This window comes from Deltaproteobacteria bacterium (assembly GCA_016874755.1).
GTDB lineage: Bacteria > Desulfobacterota > Binatia > UBA9968 > UBA9968 > DP-20.
The window spans coordinates 1-18,360 of sequence record VGTH01000020.1 but is presented as its reverse complement, the minus strand read 5'-3'; the positions used below and the strand labels follow the sequence as shown (position 1 = coordinate 18,360).

The window sequence follows — 18,360 nt, the reverse complement described above, 5'->3', positions numbered from 1 at the left end:
ATTCCTCGACTACCAAAGCTTCGTCGTATCGAGCACGTGGACCCGCCCCGAGTAGCTCTGCACCGTGTCGTGCATATGCTCGGTGCCGCCCGGACCGTCGCCGCCCTTGCGATTCCACAGGCAGACAAAGCGAACTTTCTCCGGCCCCCAGGCGAGTGCGCTATAGAGCTGCCAGAGATTGGTGCGCGAGTAGTGGTTAACATCCTTGGGCACAGCTCCAAGCTCATCGGCCATAATCAAGACAGCGGTTTTCGGCTGTGCTTTCACTTTGTAAAAACGCTCCACCCAGGCGTCGCCGGCAAATGCCACCGAATGCTTGATGAACGTCGGTTCATCATAAGCCAGGCGCAGCTCGACACGCAGCCCGCGCGCGACGCAGGCTTCGGCGAAAAGCAGATCGCCGCCGCAAGCGCCGCCGCAAATCGCGATGTCGTCCGGACCGGCGCCGAGCTCAGCCAGCTTCGCGGCAATTGCCTGCGCGGCGACGGCTTCTTGGCCGGGCGGGAAGCGCGGCTGCGGACGATCCGGGGCATCGACCATGTGTCCACTAAAAAGAAATACTTGGCGCGGTGCCCAGGCCTTCTCCGGCGCCGTGATGCGGCTCAACGCGCGCTCCAAAGTCTTCAAACCGGTTTTTACCGCCTCCGCGCGAAAACCGAGGTCCTGCAGCAAGTGCAACTGATCGCGCGAAGAGACCAACTTGAACCAGTCTTTTTCCGCCACCGCAACGGCGCTGCGATAGGCACTTTGAACGATTGGGCTATCGCTCTCTAGGACTTCCAACTCAGCCAAGGTAACTCGTGCCCAGTAGTCTTTGGGGTCTTTCTCCAGGGCGCCGCGCACCGCCCAACGCACGCCGCCTTCCATTTCTTTGCGCACATCCAGACGCTCTTGTTTGCCGGTTAGGTGCGCTTGGAGGTGGAGCAACGTGATCGCGTTGATACCGGAATAAAAATGGCTGGGATCTTTGCGATAGCCGGTCGCGTAGGCGTTCACCGCTTCACGCAGCAAGGCTTCGTCATCGCCCGCGTCTTTGCGCATTTGCTCAGAGCTCTTGCCGTCTTTGCGCCACAAGTCGACCCAGTTTTCCTTCTCCACTCGCCCCAAAAGCGCCCAACTCTCGGCATCGTCGGGAAAATCGCGCAGTACGGTTTCGACCCATTCCTTGGCTTCATCATGCTTTTTCAGACGGCCCAGCAACAACCCCTTCTGCCGCCGGCTCTCCAGATCATTGGGCTTGATAGTGAGGGCGTTTTCATACTGCGCCAAGGCAAAACGAAACTGGCCTAAAGACAGCAAGGCTCTGCCGGCAACCTGAAAGGTCTCAACGCGAAAGACGCGCGTCGGCGCTTCCTCGGCATAGACTAGAATATCGCCGGGCTTCTGGCGCTTGCGCGCGACTTCGATCCGGGTCGTATAGCGATCATAGTCTTCCCAGAATTGGCGGGCTTCCTCGACCCGCAAAGATTTCCAGTCGGGTTCCTGCAGATAGCGCAATAAATGATACACGGGACTGACCTTGCGGCCGTACCAGGAGTTGATCGTCTGCGCGGCAAATTCACGGATTTCTTTTCTATCAATCTCGACGAAATCCGGATCCGGCGCCAAGCGATTATCCGCGCCAGCCTTGATGTGATAACGCAACGACCGATCGGTATAGACGTCAAACGGTGTCGGCCCGCTGCGGCAGGTAATCTGAATCACACCGCGGCGGCGCAAGGCGTGGCGCACGCCCAGCTCGTACCAAACATTGGGATTGTCGATCGACAAGTCGGCGACGACCAGGTCGGCCAGCAGCAATTCCTGAAACATATCGGTGCGAATATTGCCGGCGCTCCGTTCTTCGTCGGCGCGAAACACCGTAAAACCCGCGCTTTCCAAAGCCGGCCTGATCAGATCGCTGTAGACTTTGTTGAAGTCGATCTGCTCTTTGGCGCCATTGGCGTCGAACCGCTCCTTGATACCGAACGGCATCGCAACAAAAGCGTGATAGGCCATGGTAACTATTGCTCCTGCAGCATAGCGTTAACGAACTAACGGGTGTCAGCCGCCATGTATTGCGATCGTTCCATTGCTTCCTGCTAGGAGCCACCCTAGCGCAAAGTCTGGCCCGCTTCACCCACACGAGTGGCGATAAACTCCAGGGGTGGACTGCCGCGATCGTCCTGCAGCCGGAAACGAATCTCGTTGCCGGCGATTTTGCCGCCATAGTAGTTTTTGCGCTCGCGCGTCCCCGACGCGGAATCCTCCTGAAACCGCACGCTGAAGAAAATCTCACCGCCCTCAATCTTGCCGTCATCGATGCCGCGTTTGAGGCCGAGAAAGCTCGCCGTGCCGTAGAGTCGATTGCCCTCCGGTTGAAAGAAAAACGCCTCTTTATGTTTGGCGTTCCAGTGATAAGTCACTTCGGCACCCCACGCGCCGGTCAACGGCTGCGCTATCGCGGCGTGGGTCGTAATCGGTGCGGGCCGCTGCGATTCCCGGCGCCCTTGCCACCAGATGGCAAAGGCGACGAGCGCAAAGACCAACGGCGCCTTCCAGATAAGCGCCTTTGTATGACGCTGCAGCCGTTCTTGCCGAGGGTCTATCTTGTCCGTCGAGCGCCGTTGCAGTCCTGGAAGCTTGGCCAACACGGTAATCAACGTGTTGGCGTCGCGATGGAACTCATCGTCGCGCAAACTCACCGCTTCGCGCTGGGCCAAGCCACGCAGCGGGTCTGGAAGATCGGCTGCCCTGGGCATACTCGCGCCGCCGACTAGCACGGGGATTACGGGAATGCCGCGCTGCAATCCTTGCGCGACTTCGAGCACGACGAAATCATGCGGATCGTCCAAGCGCCGCTGCCCGTTACCGTCCCGCGCCTCCAACCACTTTTTGCCGATGACCGCGATCATGGTGTCACAGGATGCGACCTTGGCGCCGATGTGCGCGACAAAATCGACGCCCGGCGGGATGCCGTCAACGTCCATGAAAACACGATCGGCGCCGAAGCGGGCGCATAGACGATCGTAAAGACGCCCGGCATAGGGCGCGCTGTCGTCGCGGCGATAGCTGATGAAGATTGCCGACATCGATGGGACCCGGTGGTTTCAACGGGCAAGTATAGCTGGTTTTTCCTTACCCTCGCCAGCGCAACTTTTTACTTGAACCAAGGCCGCGTTTGGGTTACTAACCGTGCGTCAGAACAACACCAGTGGAGGAGTTCATGCAAAAAAGATTTTTCTACGGCATCGCCGCGGCGTCAAGCGCGCTGTGGCTCGGCGCAACGTTGATAAGCAACCCGGTTATGGGACAACAAAAAGCCGCAGCGCCGGCGGCTCCAGCCGCCGCTCCTGCCGGCAGCGGCGATGCCATGTCCGGGCTAGCAGCTTACTATCACAATGGTTTGAATGGACGGCGCACCGCCAGCGGCCAGCGCTACAACCCTGGGGCCATGACTGCCGCACATCAAACTCTGCCGTTCGGCACGCGAGTGAAAGTTACTCACGTCAAGAACAATCGTTCGGTGATCGTGCGCATCAACGATCGCGGTCCCACCCAGGCCGGCCGGGTCATCGATCTCTCGCGCGCGGCCGCGGCGCAGCTGCGCCTGCTGCGCGAGGGGTTAGCCGAAGTAAGGTTAGAAGTTGTGAAGTAGCCCTGCGTCACACTCCGAATGGCGCGCCCGGTTTTATAGCGGGCGCGCCAGTTTCATTTCACAGCAACGCCCGTCGACGTAGTTCCGCGGTCCGTGGCAAATCCACCGTGCCGGTCTTGGCATCGATAACCACGCCATAATCTTGCCGCGCCCCATCGATCGAGACGTAGCCATCTAACACGTCACCCAAAACCAATTCGGGATCGCGCTCAAGCGGATTGCCGTAGCCACCGCCGGCGTTCATATTGACGCAGACACTATCGCCGGGCTTGAGCGCCGCTTCGCGCACGGTCTCGTCGAGCTCATTGCCGTTGACTGCGTAGAACCCGGTGCGCGCGGCTTTGCCGCCAAGCACGCCCCAGGGCGGAAATTTACTGCGCATGTCGCCTTTGCCGCGCACGCGCACGGCGGCATCTTGCAATAACTGATACTCGCGCGTGCAGCCGCAGCCGCCGCGAAACTTGCCCGGTCCGCCCGAGTCAGTGCGCACTTCGAAGCGCAAGACGCGCATCGGGAATTCGGTTTCATGAATTTCGATGGGGCCCGGGCGAAATTGGCCGACACCGAGGGTGCCGTGAATCAACGATACGCCGTCCTGCTTGCTGCTGGCGCCTAGCGCGGTATCCAGCAGCTCCATGAACACCCAGGGCTTGCCGCCCTTGCCGCCGGAGCTGGCGATGCGCACGCCGCCACCGCCGCCGGAAGAACCGACGGCGCGCGCGGGATTGAATTTTCCGAGCGCGTGCAAGACGACATCTGCAGTCAGATAGGCCAGCGGGACGTAATAGGACACCGGGCCGCCGTGGCGTGGGCTAACGATGGTGCCGGGCTTAAATTTCGTCTGCACGACGTCCACGAATCCGTGATTGAACGGCAGACTCGCGTCGGTCATCGCCATCAAACCAAAGTAGCAAGTATTTTTGATCAGGGCGCTAGTCACATTCACCGGTCCACGCGCCTGATCGTCGCTACCGGAGAAATCGAAGAGAATCTGATCGCCCTTCTTTTGGACGACTACGTGAACGCGCCGCGGCCGGTCAAAGCCGATGCCGTCATGATCGAGCAAGCCTTCCGCTTCCTGAGTGCCATCCGGAATTTCACGTAACGCGTCCCGTAGCTGGCGCGCCACCCGCGTCATCAACTCATTACAGCCGTCGCGCACCGTCTCAGCGCCAAAACGCGCGCACAGCTCCTGCATCCGCTCCGCACCGACGCGGCACGCCGCGACCTGGCCACGCAAGTCCCCCAAAGTCTCCACAGGAATACGACTATTGGCGGCAATCAGCCGCTCAACTTCAACGTTGACCTTGCCGCGCACATAAAGTTTCGTCGGCGGGATCATTAATCCCTCTTCCCACATGTCTTGTGGCACATGGGCGGTCCGCGGCCCACCGAGGTCGGCCTTGTGGGCCAAGGTCGCAGTGAACGCCACCAACTGGCCCTGGGCAAAGACCGGGATGAAGACCATCGTGTCGTTGGGATGGGTGACGTTGCCGGTGTAGGGATTGTTGAAAACCAGCACGTCACCTTCTTCCAGATCTTCAGTTTTGTAATAGTCGCTCAGGTGATCGCCGATGGCGGCAAATGAGCCGAAATGGAGCGGCAATTTTTTCGATACCGCCACGGTGCGCAGGCTGGCATCGAGCAGCCCAGCGCTGCCGTCCTCCGACTCGCGCAGAACTGTAGAATAGCCGCTATGAAACAGAACGATACGCATCTCTTCGATGATGCTTGAAACTTTGGACTGGATCAGTTCAAGAGTGATGGGATCAAGCTTTGCTGCCATTTATTCTCCTTGCCTGGCAAATGGTGCGCACGGCACACCCTACGCGGCCAAACAAACTCAAGACATAAGAGAAACCCTACGGGTTTGTCATACCGGCGCAGGCCGGTATCCAGATTTCAAGATGGACCCCGGCCTTCGCCGGGGTGACGGAATCGTAGGGTCTCAACGTCAGATTCCAATAATAATATTGCCAAACCGATCGATCTCCGCGCTCATGCCCGGATGCACCACCGTCGTCGAATCCATCTGCTCAATGATCGCCGGCCCGGCTACCCGATTGCCCGGTAACAGCTTCTCGCGATAGTAGATCGGCGTGTCGTGCCAGCCGTCGAAGTAAGCCTGGCGCCGCACTTTGATGGCATCTTGTCTAATCTCATGTGTCAGCGCCGCTTCATTGACTACCGGTTTGGGCACGATCACTTTGGTGGTCAACCGATAGTTGACCAATTCGACTTTTTGATCTTCCGCCCGCGAGCCGAAATGTTTCTCATGGGTCTCATCGAACAATCGGCGCCATTGCAATTTCATCTCACCGTTCAAGTTGCCTCGCGCTACAGGCACTGGCAGCTCGTATTTTTGAATGCTGTAACGCAAATCGATGGCGCGCTCGTGGACAATCTGTTCTCGAGCTATACCCTGGGACTCGAACTCCTGCTGCGCGGTTGCCTCCATCGACTCAAAGCGGCGCGCCACCTCGGTGACGTCGACGTTTTCCAGCAAGGCGAAATGTGTCTGTACGTAGTCGCGTTTCAGGTCGGAAACTAACAAGCCCATGGCAGAGTGCACGCCGGGCGAAGCGGGCACGAGCACACGCGGTATTTTCAATTCCTGCGCCAGCAGCGCCGCGTGCACCGGGCCGGCACCGCCGAAGGCGACCATCAGATATTCGCGCGGATCCTCGCCGCGCGACACAGTGACCAGCCGCAGCGCTTCGACCATGCCCGAGCTGACGATTTTAATAATCCCGTTGGCCGCCTCGATCGGTTCGAGCTTCAGCGGCTGAGCGATGTGCTTGGCGATGGCGTTTTGCGCGGCTTGCGGATTCAGGTGAAATTTGCCGCCCACGAAGAACTCTGGGTTTAACCAACCGAGCGCGACATCCGCGTCAGTCACCGTCGGCAACTCACCGCCGTTGGGATAGCAGGCCGGCCCGGGCACCGCGCCGGCACTCTGCGGCCCGACTTTCACGAGGCCGCCCCTATCGATCCACGCGATGCTGCCGCCACCGGCGCCGATTTCGACCAGATCGATGGACGGCGTCGAGATCAACCACTCGCCAGCTTGAAAGCGCGGCACAATACGCGGCTCGCCATCTTCAACGATGCCGGCCTTCGCCGTCGTCCCACCCATGTCGAAAGAAATGATTTTCAGCTGCTGGGTCATGCGCCCAATATGCGCCGCACCGAGCACGCCCGCCGCTGGGCCGGACTCGATCATGCGCACCGGAATATTGCGCAGCGCGCCGCCGGTGAGGCTACCTCCGTTGGACTGCATGATGTAGAGCGGCTTGGTGATGCGCCGCGATTCGAGCGCCTCTTCGAGGCGATGAATGTAGCGATTGACCACCGGCGCGACGTAAGCGTTGACCACCGTCGTGGTCAGTCGCGGGTACTCGCGAATTTGTGGGAGCGTCTCGCTGGAAAGGTAGACCTGCGCATCCGGCACGACCTCGTGAATCAACTCGCGCAAGCGCTGTTCGTGCGCCGAATTCATGAACGAAAAGATCAAGCTCACCGCGACCGAATCGACGCCCGTGCCTTGCAAGCGCGCCAGCCGCCTGCGTGTCTCCTCTTCATCCAGCGCGCGCAAAACGTTCCCTTGAAAATCGACCCGCTCGGGAATCTGAATCGTCTCGCGCTGCCGCACCAGCATCGGCGGCTTGGGATAGGTCAAATAATCATAGGTCGCACTGCGCGTCTCGCCCAGCTCCGGCGTTTCATACACGCCGGTGAAACCTTCCGTGATACACAGCCAGGTCTTCGCACCCTTGCGCTCCAACAACGCATTAGTCGCCACTGTAGTCGCATGAAACAAAAACGAGACATCCTCGGGCCGCTTGCCCTTACCAAAGAATTCATCGAGCGCATTCATGACGCCCTCGGCCAAATCCGCCGGCGTGCTCAAGACTTTAGAACTAAAAACCGCCCCGCCCGCTTCATCGAGCACAACAAAATCTGTGAACGTGCCGCCAATATCGATGCCGACTCTATAACTCATGCGATAACCTCAGCCCAATAAATACCACAACCTTGAATTTACAACGGAAAGATCACGCCCAATACGTCGTCCGATCGACGGGAATATGCTGCAAGACTTCGCCTGGCACGAAATCTTCAAGCCGAATGCGCGCCAGCGCTTCGTCGGGGCATTTGGAGACCGGTGAGAACGGCCGGTCGAGGGGTTTGGTCGCGTCGACGATCATCGCGGAAGTTTTGCGCGGGCTGACCATCGACGGATCGATCAAGCTGCCGCGCATGATTTCTTTGATAATCGACACCTGTAAGTGCGGCTGCACCCGGGTGGCGATGGCCCAAAGAATTTCAGTCGGATCGTAGACGTTGATATCTTCGTCGAAGACAAAAACGTTTTTCGCCCAATCCCAAGTCAACACCGCTGCCGCGGCGCGGCCTGGGTCGCCTTCGGACATTTTTTTCATTGAAATGAAAACATTGAGCAGCGCGTGGCGCCCGCTAGTACAGACCGCGACAACGCCAGGCACAGCTTCGCGGGCGCGGCGCAGGTACGCGCCCTCGCGCGCGAGATCCATCCACGGCTTGTCCCCCTCGGGCGTAAGAATCGACGTATGCAGCGCGCCCTGGCGGCGCGTGATTGCGCGCACTTCATAGTGTGCCGACTGTTGAAAGCCCTGCACGCCGAGATAGCCATTGACTTCGCCAAAAGGCCCCTCGACCATGCGCTTGCCTGGGAGAAGCGCGCCTTCGATGACGATCTCGGCATCCGCCGGCACGAGCAGGCGCTCGCCCCACGTCTCTGACGGTACGAGGCGCAGCGGCTCGCCGAGATAGCCGCCGATGATGTCATACTCGCTGATCTCGAACGGCCCGCCGTAGCAGGCGCCCATTTGATAGGCCGGATGATGGCCGATCACCGTTGCCACCGGACACTCTTCGCCGGCTTCTTCGTAGCCGCGAAAGATGCGCCACATATGCTGCAGCGTCATCAAAAACCCGGTGTGGTTACGGTCCTTCACCTCCATGCGGTGATAGGAGCAATTGTAAACGCCACTGGCTCGATCCTTCGCAACGCTGGACATATCGAGATAGGGACCGCCGTCCATCTCGTGATGTTTGAGCAGCGGCAGCTCGTAGAGATCGACCGCCTCGCCAATGCGAACGATCTCCTTCAGCGGCGCGGCGTCTTTGCTGACCATCACCGGCCCAACCCTCGCCGCCTCCCGGCGCAAACACTCGCGCGCCATCTCGGCGCGGTCCATCTCCGCCGGCAAACCGAGCGCCACCTGAATCTTTTTCTGCGAATTTTCCGCGCTCATGACGACCTTCATGTCGGTCGGCTTACCGTGGGCATTCAATGGCTTTTCGAACATCAACACGGGAAATTTCTTTAGCGCTCCGAGTTTTTTGACGATCGCGGTGATGTCGTAGGCGAGCGGATTGACCGTTTTTGAGATGGAAACGACGTCGCTGGGATAAGCGCGGCGAAAATCATCTAAAAATGTTCTGAGCGATTTTGCCATGGCTGGGAAATAGGATAATTGATAATGGACAATGTTCCGCTCCGCAACACTTGCCTTGACAATACAAATTCTTTTTTCTGCGTCTCGAGAAACTTCGCCATCTTCACGATACGCAATGCAAAAGCAAAAGACTTATCTCGAACCGCATTTTCGGTCGTTTTCAATTTTCCATTTTCCACTTTCAATTCTTGTACTCGATCACATCCAACCCCCTCTGTTTATCCGTCACCCACAACAACCCGCGATGATCCTTCGCCACATCGTTGGTCTCCGGCGCTTCCAATCGATCGCCCGGCTTCGGAATGAAATATCCCCGCTCCTTCGGGTTCGCCGGGTCGCTGATATCCATCACGCGCAGGCCGCCAGCAAACCAGGTGACATAGACTAGATTGTCTTCGTCGACTTTTTCGCGAAGCTGATGCGTGCCGCAGCGGACTTTGTCGGCGGGATAGGGCGTCGATGACTCGGGCAAAAAACAGGAGCTCAGCAATTTCGGCTTGGTCGCATCGCTCACGTCCCAGGTGCGAAACGGCGCGTGGGGTTTGCCTTTGTCGGCGCCGCGGTTGGAGCGCTCTTCTTCCGTCGACACAGCGATCCGTTTGCCGCCGATTGGGTGCGGCACTTTGAGAAACGTATGGGTCGGCTCCGGGCACGCCGGGTCATACTCGTAGTGCGACAGTGTGCGCGGTTTGTTGATGTCGCTGACATCGACGATCGACACGCCCGACATCCAGCAGCCGGCGTAGATTTCGCTGCCCGCGCGCATGCCGTGATGGAGGCGATGCTCGGCGTGTTTGGGATGGGGTGTTTCCCCGGCTGCAACATTCTGCCCATCCATCCACCAGCGTGAGACTTCTTTCACGTTGGACGGATTGCGTACATCGTAGATCACCAGAATGTTGCCGACGAAGCCTTCCATTTCCGTCGAAATATAGGCGTAGTTCTCGTCGACGTCGAAGCGATGCACGCCCTTGCCGTGGGTTTTCACGAAATTGACCAGCTTGGGATTGGCCCGATCCTTGACGTCGTAGATGCGAAAGCCGCCATCGTCGTAGCCTTGCAGCTTGGCCCCATGGCCGCGCTCGAACTCGGAATTGACGAACATCAGGTCACCGACGATACGCGCCTTGTGCGAGTGGGAAAACTCGTGGTTGGGTTTGAGCGTGCTGACCACCTTGGGCTTGCGCGGGTCGGAGATATCTAGGATCGTAGTCCCGTTGGGCCGGTGCTGGTGGCCAACGTAGGCGTAGCCCTTATCGAGCACGATCTGGCCGCCGCCTTCGAGTTCCATGCGCGAGAGATGACGAATATTGGATGAGCCGCGCGGCGCATTGCCGGCGGCGCTTTCAGCCGTAGCCAACAGTTCAGACATGGCGCACCTCCAATGAACGAGTGACTTTTCAGCGCACCATATTCGGAATTTCATCTTTTGGCTAGGTTTGTGAATCGATTTCGGCTAGGCTGTCGTTCGACTTTCAATGAAAACTTTCCACATTTTTTTGGTATTGTTGCTTGGCGCCGCCCTTGGCGGAAATGCCCAGGCGCACTTCACCGGCCAGGGCCACGTGCACACGCACGCGCAGACCAAGCAAGAGTTTCTCAATCCCAATTGCCAGACCAGCGACACCTGCGACCTGAAACGCTTTACGCTGACGACTTCGGTTAACGAAATCTGGTTCAGCGACGATCCGCTGCACCCCACCTACGGCAACGGCGTCATCATGGAATACGAGACCGACACCGTGGCTGCGCTGGAAAAATACGCCATCGTGCAATTCAAGCGAGGCTGCGTTTTCTACACATCGGAGGCCGCTCCCGGGGTGATCAAGCGCAGTATCAACAACACGGTGCTGAGTTTCGGTGAGAGCGTGCCCTACTGTTTTCGCAACTGGATCATCGACTCGCAGGACACCGACCCAGCTTACAATAGCGATCCTGAACACGGCCGGATCTATCTTGCGCGCTGGAACCGACCTGGCTCCTACGACAATAAGACCCAGCGCTATTACGGCAAACAAAAACCGAACCGGCCGGTTGTCTACATGACCGATTACCCGAGCGGCGCCTTCGTCCGCGCGAGCGGCGTGAAGAACACGGCGTTGGAATTTAAGACTTGTATTTACCGGGCCGGCGATGTTCCGGCGGCGACCCGTCGCGACGACATCAACTTTGCAACGCCGCTTAGGTGCTTCGACTGGCAAAGCGTTTACATTTATGATTTCAAAACCGCGCGCTTCCAAAACGACTTGGCGTTGGCGCCGCGCTGGGAAGAGCCGGCAGCACCGGTCGCTTCACGGCCGTATCGCACCATCTGGCTGGCCCTTGCGCTCCTACTCGCACTGTTTATCTACCTAGCGATCAGGATTGTGCGCCGACGAAACGCAGCATAGGCAGCGGGTGCCAGGCAAGCCCCAATTTCAATTATCCATTCTCCATCTTCCATTACCCTGCCCCCCTTGCGCCCTGCCCCGCGTCTGAGCTATTCCAGAGGAAAGACAATCTTATTTCAAAGATAAAGGAGCTGCCTATGCCATTTCTCGACCGAACCTACGGGAAACCGAATGATTTCACTGTCAAAGAAGTTCTGATCTCCTCCGACTCGCACGTTATCGAGCCGGCCGGCTTGTGGCAGAAGGAATTGCCCAAGGCGTTTCAAGACCGCGCCCCCAACTACGGCGGCCAGCGTCCTAACGACGTTCCCGGCGGCGCCCAGGAGAAAAACAAGCGGGTCGCCGAGATGGCGGCCGACGGCGTAAGCGGCGAAGTGCTCTACCCGACCCACGGCCTGAAATGCCTGAGCCTCGACGACCACGCGTTGGAAGCCGCCTGTTGCCGAGTCTACAACGATTGGCTGATCGATTACTGCAGCGCCGCGCCTGACCGCATGATCGGCATCGCCATGTTGTCGATGTACGACAGTGACGAAGCCTGCAAAGAGCTCGAGCGCTGCCGCAAGGCCGGCATGAAGGGCTCGGTGATCTGGCAGGTGCCGCCAGCGGAGCTGCCGTTCTCGTCGCCGCACTACGACAAGTTCTGGGCCAAGTCGCAAGATCTCGACATGTCGGTCAACCTGCATATCTTGAGCGGCCACGGCTACAGCCGCAGCCGCACCTTTGGCCAGGGCGACACCCCCACAGGCATGACCGCGGAACACAACAGCGTCAACATGAAGCTGTTCCAATCGGTCGATAGTCTTTATGACCTAATCTATTCTGGTGTGCTCGAGCGCTTTCCCAAACTAAAGATCGTCCTGGTCGAAAACGAGCTCGGCTGGATTCCATTTGTGTTGGAGCAGTGGGATTACTACTTCAAACGGCACGGCAGCAATCGCCAGGGCTTGAAAATCAAGAAAGCGCCGAGCGAATACTTCCACAACCAGATCTACACGACGTTCTTCAACGATGCGGTCGGCGGGCACATGCTCAATTGGTGGGGCGAAGACAACTGTATGTGGTCAAGCGACTTCCCGCACGGCAACTCAACATGGCCAAATTCCCGTGACATCGTCGCCCGCGACCTCGGCACACTCCCTGACAAAACGCGCGCGAAGCTTGTCCGCGAAAACGTCGCCAAGGTTTACAACATCCCGATTCCGACTCCGGTCCAGTAAACTCGTCAAAATTAGCTCTTCCCCGGCTCGCTCAGGGCGGGCCGGGAAATTTCTCTGGCTTGACTGCCGAGCCGTGACCGCGAAAAAATTTACTCCGCAACCCGCCGCCACCGCGGCGCATGAGGAACACCATCATGAAACAGGATGCACGGAGAAATCTACACAAGAAGGCGCGGCAAAGGAAACGGGCGGCTATGAAGAAATACGTTGCGGATAAGAAAGCAAAGGCGGCCGGGGCGCCAACTTCGAACTGAAAATCGCGCCGCTAGCTCAACTTTCTCAACCGGAGAGTTGGCCGGTGGACTGACACCCAGAGCGGTGCTCGACAAACTCTCGGCGGTGGTCGGAAACTTCACATCCAGCATCATGATCGCTCCGAACTCGTAGGTCGGGTTAGCGGAGCGTAACCCAACACATCTCTATAACACGTACAACCGTTTCGGATTGTCGTAGCTAATTTTTCGCTTCGACGCATCGGGAATATCCTCGCGGTCAAGAAACTCTTTAACCGCTTTGCCCATGCTGACGATGCCCTCGTGGGGAAAGTCCGAGGCCCAGAACAGGCATTCATCGCCGAGCAAATCCAAGTCGCGGCTGGTGGTCATCTCTTCGCCGCATTGAAAATAGATCTGGCCGCGCTCGATTAATTTGGCCGCCGGCACCAATTCACCTAAACGGTTGCCCATCTTGCTCATCAAATACGGCACCCAGCCGCAGCCAGCTTCGAGAAAGGCGATCTTCAAATCGGGCAAGCGACCAAGCACACCGGAAAAAACCAAATTGGTGAATTGACGCATCTGCGGCCAGACATGGGCCAACGTCGCCGCCTCGGCACGCGTCATGAAGAGATCGTTGTTGCGCAGCGAATTCTGCGCGTGCACGGCGAGCATGCACCCTAGCCGCGCCGCTTCTTCATAAACCGGATGAAACTCTGGATGGCCGAGCGGCCGTGGCAAACCATCCGCTGGCAATATAGCCCCGACCATACCCAAATCTTTGACCACTCGGCGCAACTCGTTCACCGCCGCGGCCACATCCTGCAGCGGCACGAGGGCCATGCCCTTCATACGCCGCTCGTGCCGCAAAAAGCGATCGTAAAGATAGTCGTTGTAGGCTCGGCAGAGGTCGACGGCAAAATCTGTCATGCCGACCTGCCCAATATGCATGAAGCGCGTCGGATAAATCACCGCCGCTTCGAGCTTGCCGATATCCAACGCCTGCTGCCAGTCTTGCAGCGTGGGAATAAGAAACGACCGGCCAATCCCCTCGCGCCCGGCCTGCCGATGCCAGCCGTGATGCGGCAGCAGCGGGAAATACATCACCGCCTCGCGCCGGGCTTTGTAGCAGTCGGGCAAGTACTCGAAGACGTCGTTTTCGACTTCACGAATGTGACCGTCCGCGTCGATCATTTTCCAATCCGCCATGCAACCTCCGCAAAATTCGGATGTGCCTCGCGCAGAGCACGCAAAGGACGCAGAGAAAAGAATAGAAAAATCGAACTCTGCGCTCCCTGCGTCCCTGCGCGAGATAATCTTTTTATCCGTCAGCGATCATTTCGCCGAAGCGGCCGCAAAATTCTCCAATGGCGCCGTTGTGGACGAAATCGGCCATATCATCGAGCGGCCCGGTTTCGCGGTTGATAATCGCTAAAACCGCGCCGTTTCGTTTGGCGATCACCGGGAACGATGCCGCTGGCTGCACCTGTAGCGACGAGCCCATGACAATGAATACCTCAGCGTGCTCGGTCCACTCGTGCGCCGTCTGCATCGCTTGCTCGGGCATCGCCTGCCCGAAAGAGACAGTCGCCGACTTTAGAATGCCGCCGCAGGTGTCGCACTTGGGCGACTGAAAATCGCTCGCGCCAAGCAATCGGTTAACGATCGGCTCCGGTTCGAACTCTTTGCTGCAATTCATGCAAAGAATCTTTCGGTTTGAGCCGTGCAACTCGACAATTTTTTCGTCCGGCAACCCAGCCATGCTGTGCAGGCCGTCGACGTTCTGTGTGATCAAACCGATCAGCTTTTCTTTGACGTTGAGCGTGTTGACGAAATAGTGGCCGACGTTGGGCTTGGCATTTTTGTATTGCTCCCAGCCGTCGAGGCGGCGCTTCCAGGCCTCGATGCGCTTCTCTTCGCTGCTCATATATTCTTGAAACGTCACCGGCCGGTAGCGCGTCCAAATGCCGCCGGGGCTGCGGAAATCGGGAATGCCCGATTCGGTGCTGATGCCAGCGCCGGTGAAGACTACGACGTCGGAGCATTGGCGCATTTTCTGAGCGAATTCTTCGAGCTTCATAAGGGCAAGTTATAGAACAGACGGAACAGCTATGACAACCGGACGAAGGCAACAGGCATGAGGCAACAGTAAGACGGGCGCGATGAAGCGCGCCCGTACACGGGTTTTGACTTTGCGCGCTTTGCGCCTTTGCGCGAGGCACCGCGAATTTCATTTCGTGTATCTCGGCAACTTTAACGACAGCGCCAGTAGCCCCGCGCAAAGGATCAAGACTCCGGTCACAACAAATCCGCGCGCGAACAGGTGGGCATCGCCCATGAGGCCGATAAACCAGGGTGTGGCGCCGCCGCCTATCAAATAGCCGAATGGAATGGTGAAGCCGACGGCGAGATTGCGCGCCTGGGGCGGCGCGATGACCGCCAGCGCAGCGAAACCGGCGGGGAAAAACCACACGGCGAGGGCGGGCTGGATCACCACGGACACCGCCATCCAATTGTCGGCGACGACGCCCAGCAATAGGGTCAAAACGCCGGTGACGATCAAACTGACCGTCATAGTCTTCTTCGGCCCAAGGCGGTCGGATGCCCAACCGCCAAGCACACCAAGGATCGGGCCGTAGGAGCGCGAGAACGCGGTCAGCGTATTGGCCCAGGTCGCTTCGATATTCCTTTCACTGACCAGATAGAGCGGTAACATCGCGTACACACCAACGGTGGAGCTGACGCCCATGCCGAAAAGAATCAACATGATCCAGAACGCCGGTGTGCGCACCAAGGCGCCAAAGGCGCTGGATGCCGGCGACTCGCCAGGAGACTCACCGCCACGGCCCCATTGCGAGTAAGCGAGCGTAATGGCAATTGACGTCGCCCCCAAGCTCCCCAATGCCGCGCGCCAACTCCACTGGCGCAAGAACACTTCGGCAATAAACGGGCCGCAGAAGAACGCCAAGTTTGGCGCCAACTCGTGCACCGCGATCGCCTTGCCCCAGTGGCGCTGTTCGACCATCGATGTGATCGTAGCGATGGCAGACGGCATGTAGAGGCCGGCAGCGAGCCCCAGCAAATACAGCCCGGTGCGAAAAACCCAAAGATCGTGGGCCAGCGCCAAACCAAACAAGGCCAAACCGAGTCCCGTTCCGGAGATAAAAATTGTCCGGCGATGCGTCGTCCGCGATGAGAGAAATCCCGAAGTAAGCAGGCCGCTCAAGTAACCGGCGGAAATCAGAAAAAAAAAAGCCCGCCTGGCCGTGGCTGATCGTAAGTTCCCTCTCGATGGTCGGTAACAAGGGCGAGAAGATGACGCGCGCGACAAAATTCAAAAGAAATATCCCGGTGAGAAAAAACACCGGCCCGACCTGGGCGGCAAAACTGCGCTCCGGGCTTTCGGCAGACTTTGCGCTATTCTCGGCTAACATAGTTTGTTGTCGATGCGATCGCTCATGTCTACATTCAATCCCTGGCAGAATCCAACCCATCGGCACCAACGAGATCGGCGATATTCAAACCGCCGAGCCGCGGCATAGCGGCCTTACGTCTTTCGGTAAGGACTTGGTGCGAGAGCTCAATCGGCTGGGCGCAGTCATCGATACTGCCCACGCTAGTGCGACTGGCAATCTCGCGGCGAATAGCCTAAAAACTGACTACGGAGGACCTTGCCAACTATGTTGAAGATGCTTCGGCTCTTGCTAATCCTCACTGCGGTATCCAGCGCCACCGCAGCCCATGGCGCGTCGGCGCCAACCCAGCTACGGCTGCTCTATCCGAGCTTCGCCGGCTCGTGGGCGACGGCGTGGATCGCCAAAGAAGCCGGTTATTTTCTCAACGAAGGTTTGGACGTCGAATTGATCCGCGTCGGCGGCAGTAGCCGCATGGTCGCCGCCATGCTCGGCGGCAGCGCACCGATCATTCAAGCCGGCGCCATCGCGGCGATCACCGCCAACGTCGCCGGCAGCGACGTGGTCATCATCGGCGCTACGGGAAGCGTATCGCCGTTCAGATTGCTCGCCCGGCCCGAGATCAAACAAGCCGCGGACTTAAAAGGCAAGAAAGCCGGCATCACAACCTTCGGCTCGACTTCGGATCAAGTCATGCGCATCGCGCTCAAACATTTCCATCTCGAAGCCAACAAGGATGTTGCCATCTTGACCTTCGGAGCTCAGCCGGAAGCCTTCGCCGCTTTAGCGAACGGCGTTGTCCAGGTCGCCGCGCTAAGTTATCCGCTTTATCCGAAAGCCCAAAAGATGGGCATGCGCGAGCTGATCAATTTCGCCGACCTGGGCGTCGAGGACATCAACGGCACCGTGATGACAACCAAAAGCTATCTGGCGCAGAACCGTGACACGGCGCTGCGCTTCATGCGCGCGTTTAGCCGGGGCATGCACCGCTACCGGACCGATCGTGAGTTCAGCAAAAAAGTCTTGGGCAAATATGGCAAACTGAACGACGAAGACATTCTCGACGGCACCTGGCAAGACTATGCGCCGACGCTGCAAAAAACCCCGCGCCCGTCGCTCAAAGCGATCCAGTTCATGATTGAAAATCAGTATCCGGGGAAAAAGCCGCTGCCGCGGCCTGAACAGTTCGTCGATCTATCGATCGTCGATCAGTTAGAAAAGAGCGGTTTTCTCGACTCGCTTGGCAAATAGTCGTCGGAGCGACAGGAGCAGCCGCCCCGACTCTCATCACGGCTTTACTTCGATATTGTTGACCACGCTTTTGACGCCCCTAACTTTCGCGGCGATTTCGCCAGCTTTGTTCTTCTTGTCGGCGCTGCTGATGTTGCCTTTCAGTTTGACGATGCCGTCATCGACGTTGACATCGATTTCCTGCATGGTCGAGCGGTCCTCGCGCGCCAACTGCGCTTTCACGGTGGCTAATATCTTGGCATCTTCGAACTTGGGATTGGACTTGAGATCTTCAATCGCCTGGCACCCAGCGAGCACCAACAAGACTGCCAACGCCACAGCACGCAAAGCTCGCGACATTAGCCCCCTTGCCCGGCTTAACTATTTTTGAACCTGAAGATTGTTAGCAACATTCTTAACGCCGTTCACGCTGCGGGTAATTTGCTCGGCGCGGGCCCGATCCGCCGTGCTTTCAACGGTGCCAGTTAAGGCGACGACGCCGCGATTGGTATCGACCTGCACCCGAGTGATCGACGAGCCTTTGTCAGCTGCCAGCTTGGCTTTAACCTGAGTTGTGATCGTGGTGTCGTCGATATTCTGCCCCAAGGTATCGCCGGTGAGCGCTTGGCAGCCTGCGAGACCTCCACTGAGCTATGATCAAAGCGTGTGGAAATAGGAAATAGGTAGGCGTACCCTTTCGCGAATCTAAAAACGAAAGGCTGCCTGTTGGCGCAGGCAGGAAAGGATACGCCGA

At 58.2% G+C, this 18,360-nt stretch carries 17 protein-coding genes; 5 read left to right on the top strand and 12 right to left on the bottom strand.

The window, feature by feature from the left end; all coding sequences use genetic code 11:
* Nucleotides 1-9: 9 nt before the first annotated feature.
* Nucleotides 10-1,998, bottom strand: coding sequence for a DUF4071 domain-containing protein (locus FJ145_13560; GenBank protein ID MBM4262441.1), 1,989 nt, complete (start codon nucleotides 1,996-1,998; stop codon nucleotides 10-12).
* Nucleotides 1,999-2,093: 95 nt separating this feature from the next.
* Nucleotides 2,094-3,071: a toll/interleukin-1 receptor domain-containing protein gene (locus tag FJ145_13555; GenBank protein MBM4262440.1), complete on the bottom strand. Its 978-nt coding sequence runs from the start codon at nucleotides 3,069-3,071 to the stop codon at nucleotides 2,094-2,096.
* A 215-nt stretch (nucleotides 3,072-3,286) separates the two neighbouring features.
* Between FJ145_13555 and FJ145_13550 the strand changes: the two genes are divergently transcribed.
* Nucleotides 3,287-3,637, top strand: coding sequence for a septal ring lytic transglycosylase RlpA family protein (locus FJ145_13550; GenBank protein MBM4262439.1), 351 nt, complete (start codon nucleotides 3,287-3,289; stop codon nucleotides 3,635-3,637).
* Between the two features lie 58 nt (nucleotides 3,638-3,695).
* On the opposite strand, the gene FJ145_13545 is transcribed toward FJ145_13550, so the two are convergent.
* The 5 genes from FJ145_13545 to FJ145_13525 form a co-directional block, all read right to left on the bottom strand.
* A complete protein-coding gene (locus tag FJ145_13545; GenBank protein MBM4262438.1) occupies nucleotides 3,696-5,423 on the bottom strand; it encodes a hydantoinase B/oxoprolinase family protein in 1,728 nt (575 codons plus the stop codon).
* Between the two features lie 168 nt (nucleotides 5,424-5,591).
* On the bottom strand, nucleotides 5,592-7,640 hold the full coding sequence (locus FJ145_13540) for a hydantoinase/oxoprolinase family protein (protein MBM4262437.1): 2,049 nt from the start codon (nucleotides 7,638-7,640) through the stop codon (nucleotides 5,592-5,594).
* A 52-nt stretch (nucleotides 7,641-7,692) separates the two neighbouring features.
* Entirely contained in the window at nucleotides 7,693-9,138 is a 1,446-nt protein-coding gene (locus FJ145_13535) for a UbiD family decarboxylase (GenBank protein ID MBM4262436.1), read from the bottom strand.
* Nucleotides 9,111-9,302, bottom strand: a complete 192-nt coding sequence (locus FJ145_13530; GenBank protein ID MBM4262435.1) for a four helix bundle protein — start codon at nucleotides 9,300-9,302, stop codon at nucleotides 9,111-9,113. The genes FJ145_13535 and FJ145_13530 overlap by 28 nt, the downstream gene beginning before the upstream one ends.
* Before the next feature lie 17 nt (nucleotides 9,303-9,319).
* Nucleotides 9,320-10,564, bottom strand: coding sequence for an RNA polymerase subunit sigma-70 (locus tag FJ145_13525; protein ID MBM4262434.1), 1,245 nt, complete (start codon nucleotides 10,562-10,564; stop codon nucleotides 9,320-9,322).
* A gap of 52 nt (nucleotides 10,565-10,616) precedes the next feature.
* On the opposite strand from FJ145_13525, the gene FJ145_13520 reads away from it, so the two are divergent.
* Nucleotides 10,617-11,528, top strand: a complete 912-nt coding sequence (locus FJ145_13520) for a hypothetical protein (protein MBM4262433.1) — start codon at nucleotides 10,617-10,619, stop codon at nucleotides 11,526-11,528.
* 137 nt (nucleotides 11,529-11,665) lie between these two features.
* Nucleotides 11,666-12,748 (top strand): amidohydrolase, encoded by a 1,083-nt coding sequence (locus FJ145_13515; GenBank protein MBM4262432.1) that lies wholly within the window; start codon nucleotides 11,666-11,668, stop codon nucleotides 12,746-12,748.
* Between the two features lie 419 nt (nucleotides 12,749-13,167).
* Here FJ145_13515 and FJ145_13510 read toward each other — a convergent pair whose 3' ends face one another.
* The 3 genes from FJ145_13510 to FJ145_13500 form a co-directional block, all read right to left on the bottom strand.
* Entirely contained in the window at nucleotides 13,168-14,172 is a 1,005-nt protein-coding gene (locus tag FJ145_13510; protein MBM4262431.1) for an amidohydrolase, read from the bottom strand.
* Nucleotides 14,173-14,284: 112 nt separating this feature from the next.
* On the bottom strand, nucleotides 14,285-15,043 hold the full coding sequence (locus FJ145_13505; protein MBM4262430.1) for an NAD-dependent deacetylase: 759 nt from the start codon (nucleotides 15,041-15,043) through the stop codon (nucleotides 14,285-14,287).
* 150 nt (nucleotides 15,044-15,193) lie between these two features.
* Entirely contained in the window at nucleotides 15,194-16,297 is a 1,104-nt protein-coding gene (locus FJ145_13500; GenBank protein MBM4262429.1) for an MFS transporter, read from the bottom strand.
* Here FJ145_13500 and FJ145_13495 point away from each other — a divergent pair.
* Nucleotides 16,255-16,650: a hypothetical protein gene (locus FJ145_13495; protein MBM4262428.1), complete on the top strand. Its 396-nt coding sequence runs from the start codon at nucleotides 16,255-16,257 to the stop codon at nucleotides 16,648-16,650. The genes FJ145_13500 and FJ145_13495 overlap by 43 nt on opposite strands.
* Complete coding sequence (locus FJ145_13490) at nucleotides 16,644-17,627, top strand: ABC transporter substrate-binding protein (protein ID MBM4262427.1); 984 nt, start codon at nucleotides 16,644-16,646, stop codon at nucleotides 17,625-17,627. The genes FJ145_13495 and FJ145_13490 overlap by 7 nt, the downstream gene beginning before the upstream one ends.
* Before the next feature lie 36 nt (nucleotides 17,628-17,663).
* On the opposite strand, the gene FJ145_13485 is transcribed toward FJ145_13490, so the two are convergent.
* Nucleotides 17,664-17,966, bottom strand: coding sequence for a BON domain-containing protein (locus FJ145_13485; protein MBM4262426.1), 303 nt, complete (start codon nucleotides 17,964-17,966; stop codon nucleotides 17,664-17,666).
* 21 nt (nucleotides 17,967-17,987) lie between these two features.
* Nucleotides 17,988-18,212 (bottom strand): BON domain-containing protein, encoded by a 225-nt coding sequence (locus FJ145_13480; GenBank protein MBM4262425.1) that lies wholly within the window; start codon nucleotides 18,210-18,212, stop codon nucleotides 17,988-17,990.
* Between the last annotated feature and the right edge of the window lie 148 nt (nucleotides 18,213-18,360).